The sequence below is a fragment of the Aliiruegeria lutimaris genome (genome assembly GCF_900099935.1).
Taxonomy (GTDB): Bacteria; Pseudomonadota; Alphaproteobacteria; order Rhodobacterales; family Rhodobacteraceae; genus Tropicimonas; species Tropicimonas lutimaris.
The window spans coordinates 1-3,365 of the sequence record NZ_FNEK01000153.1 but is presented as its reverse complement, the minus strand read 5'-3'; the positions used below and the strand labels follow the sequence as shown (position 1 = coordinate 3,365).

4 protein-coding genes are annotated in these 3,365 nt (G+C 62.5%); 3 read left to right on the top strand and 1 reads right to left on the bottom strand.

Annotated elements, in window-relative coordinates; genetic code table 11:
- Window positions 1-152: 152 nt before the first annotated feature.
- From BLR85_RS27930 to BLR85_RS27920, 3 genes are all read left to right on the top strand, one after another.
- Window positions 153-860 (top strand): IS6 family transposase, encoded by a 708-nt coding sequence (locus BLR85_RS27930; protein WP_093165092.1) that lies wholly within the window; start codon window positions 153-155, stop codon window positions 858-860.
- A complete protein-coding gene (locus tag BLR85_RS27925) occupies window positions 817-1,707 on the top strand; it encodes a replication initiator protein A (protein WP_280138543.1) in 891 nt (296 codons plus the stop codon). Before BLR85_RS27930 ends, BLR85_RS27925 begins: the two co-directional genes overlap by 44 nt.
- Before the next feature lie 319 nt (window positions 1,708-2,026).
- Entirely contained in the window at window positions 2,027-2,473 is a 447-nt protein-coding gene (locus tag BLR85_RS27920) for a hypothetical protein (RefSeq protein WP_093165086.1), read from the top strand.
- Between the two features lie 204 nt (window positions 2,474-2,677).
- On the opposite strand, the gene BLR85_RS27915 is transcribed toward BLR85_RS27920, so the two are convergent.
- Window positions 2,678-3,289, bottom strand: coding sequence for a hypothetical protein (locus BLR85_RS27915; protein ID WP_170844819.1), 612 nt, complete (start codon window positions 3,287-3,289; stop codon window positions 2,678-2,680).
- Between the last annotated feature and the right edge of the window lie 76 nt (window positions 3,290-3,365).

Here is a 3,365-nt window from a genome sequence, read left to right as displayed (position 1 = left end):
CCTCCATCCCAACCAAGCACGGTGGCAGGGACCGGAACAGGGCGAACAATTGCGGTCGTGTGTATTTCCGCCGCTTCACGATGTTGCCCGCGCCGGGTGATGTCAAAAGAAGTTGGCTTGCCGCCGGGCAGGGGGCTGAGTAGCGTCCCAGGATGACGAAACGCGACCCGTTCAAATACTTCAAGACCAGCCGTGAAATCATTCGCCTCGCGGTAATGATGTACGTTCGCTTCCCGCTGTCGCTCCGCAATGTCGAGGACCTTCTGCATGAGCGGGGCATCGATGTCAGTCATGAGGCCGTACGTTTCTGGTGGCATCGGTTTGGCCCCATGTTCGCCTCTGAGATCTGGAAGAAACGCGCCGAACGGTTGCGCTCCTGGCCACAATGGCGATGGCATCTGGACGAGATGTTCGTGAAGATCAACGGCGACCGCCACTACCTTTGGCGCGCTGTCGATCATGAGGGCGAAGTTCTCGAAAGCTTTGTCACAAAGACGCGGGATCGGAAAGCAGCATTGAAATTCCTAAGAAAATCAATGAAGCGCTATGGTCGGCCGGAAGTGATCGTGACTGACTGCCTCCGATCTTATAGTGCTGCGCTGAGGGAAATCGGTGCGGCCGATCGGCAGGAAACAGGCCGCTGGCTCAACAATCGGGCAGAAAACTCCCACTTGCCGTTTCGACGACGAGAACGAGCGATGCAACGCTTCCGGCGAATGCGAAGTTTGCAGATGTTCGCCGCCATCGACGCCTCGGTTATCAACCATTTTAATTCGGAGCGCTGCCTCTCATCTAGGGCCAACTTCAAAAAGAACCGTGCCGCTGCTCTCGACGAGTGGCGTCAACTCTGCGCTGGATAAGGGACAGGCTCACTGTCCATTCGGAGACTGGTTAGAATTTGTCTGCCAGCACCACTGCATCTCCTCGCTGATCAAGGGCATGAACGAGGGCAAGGACCCGCAGCAGGTGATCCGCTTCCAGGCCGCCGACCTGCTCAAGGCCACGAACCGCATGACGACGGGCCGGGGCTACACGCTGCTCAAGGCGGCGATGGAGCGGCTGGCGGGCACGCGGATCTCGACCAACATCACCACCGACGGCAAGGAGATCTTCGAGACCTTCGGGCTGATCGAACGGGCCAAGATCGTGCGCGAGACCCGCGAAGGGCGCATGCAGGAGGTCGAGGTCAAGCTCTCGGACTGGGTTTTCAACGCGATCCGCGCGCTGGAAGTCCTGACGCTCTCGCGCGAGTATTTCCGCCTGCGCAAGCCGCTGGAGCGGCGCATCTACGAGCTGGCGCGCAAGCATTGCGGGCGCCAGAAGGAATGGCGTTGCTCGATGAAGGTCCTGCAGAAGAAATGCGGGTCGGGCTCCACCCTGCGCGAATTCCGGCGGCTGATATCGGCCATCGCCAAGGAAGACGCGGAATATGACCACATGCCCGACTACCATATCCGCATCGACGAGACGCGCGATCATCTCGTGGCCACCAGCCGCGGCACCGTCGGGGCCGATCCCGGCGCGACGATTTCCATTCCGCCGCTCGACCCGGAGGTCTACGATATGGCCCGCAGCGCCGCGCCCGGCTGGGACATACACATGATCGAGGCCGAGTGGCGCGGATGGGCCACCGACCAGCCGCGCAACCCAGAGATGGCCTTCCTCGGCTTCTGCCGGAAATGGTACGAGCGGCGCGGCCAGCCCTGAGCGCCCCGCCCCTCGCCCGGTTTCGCGGCAAGACCCGCCTTGATCCAATCCGCCGCATGGCCGGCGCCGCCGCAGGCGGCAAATGCTGACAGCCCTCCAGCATTTCTTCCCACGATTGCCACCTGCACGGGATGGTACCGCACACGGATTTGCCAAGAGGTGCTCGCCCGAGCGTGATGTGCATTTATGCACAAAACCCTGCTTTTCTTAGCTGTTTTTGTTCAAAAGACGAGACCCTATCTCCTCCTCACCGACGGCGCAGACAGCGCCGGCAACACAAACCGCATCAAGACCAAACGCATCGAAAAGGACCATCCCCATGAACCGCATCGCCCTGACCACCGCCCTCGCCCTGACCCTGGCCGCCCCGGCTTTCGCCTCCGACCAGCTGGCCCAGCAGCTCGATGTCGAACCCGGCGTCTACACCACCGCCGAGCTGATCTCGCTGCGCAGCGCGCTGGAAGATGGCAACTACGCCCAGGCCAATGCCATCCGCTCCAACCCCGGCGGCATCTCCGGCGCCGATGCCGAGACCGTCCGCGAGTTCTCCCTGATCAAAGCCGAGCAGGATGACGAGCACGCCTTCGCCAACTTCCTCCGCAACAACGACTCCGGCGAAAACTTCTCCGTTTCCACCAAGAGCGGCGTTTCCGCCGGACATGCCCAGCTCGCCGCGTCTCTCGGTGTTGATGCGGCCGATTATTCGCTGGCCGAGCTGGTACAGCTGAAATCCGCGCAAGACTCGGATGAAGGCAGCAACAGCTGATCCCGAATCTGAGGCTGACGCCGCTCAAAGGCCCGTCCCGAAAGGGGCGGGCCTTATTCATTCGCGCCCCTCACCCCCGGTTTCGCCACGAAACCCCGCGCCTAAAGCGTATCGACTTTAACTTGATGCATCGAACATCACCTATTGCGTTGAAATCTCTGATTTCAGACAGCGATAGGTGATCCAGGTTCAAGTCGAAATGCTCTACCGAACCTCCAGGCAGCGGCGGATGCTCTCGATGATGTCCTCCATCACCTCCGGCGCCACCTCCCGGCCCTCGATCCGCACCAGCGGCCCGCGCGCGTCGCTGTCGCGCACCAGCGTGAAGCCGGAGGAGAGCCGGATCCGCTCCCCCTCGCCGCCCGCCGGCGCCTTTTTCGGACGGCCGCCGCGGCGCGGGTTTCTCTCGGGCATCTCCAGCGTGGCAAGGGCGGCCTCCAGCAGGCCCCATTCCTCGGCGATCGTCCCCGCCGGCCCGCCCTGCTCCAGCGCATCACGAAGTGGCGCCTCGCCGCCATTGCGCAGCGCCGTGGCAAGTATCAGCCCCTGTTTCTCCGTCAGCATTTCCGGGAAGCGCAGCAGGTCGCCCAGCTCCTCGAAAAGCTGCGCAAAGGAGCGGATCTTGGAGCGCTTGGCCTTGGACGCGGCCGCGAAGAGCGCCTCCACCGCGGCCTCGGTATTGACGAAGGCCCCGCCCCTTGCCGCGACCACCGCGATCCGGCCACGCTCGTAAGGCGAGAGCGTCGCGCGGATCTCGTTCTCCTCGACCATGGCCACGAAACCGCCGCCCATCGCCTCCGCATCATCCTCAGACACAGGGCAAGATCGAGCGCTGGCACCAGACCATGAAGAACCGAGTTCTGCTGGAAAACTACTACATGCCCGGAGATCT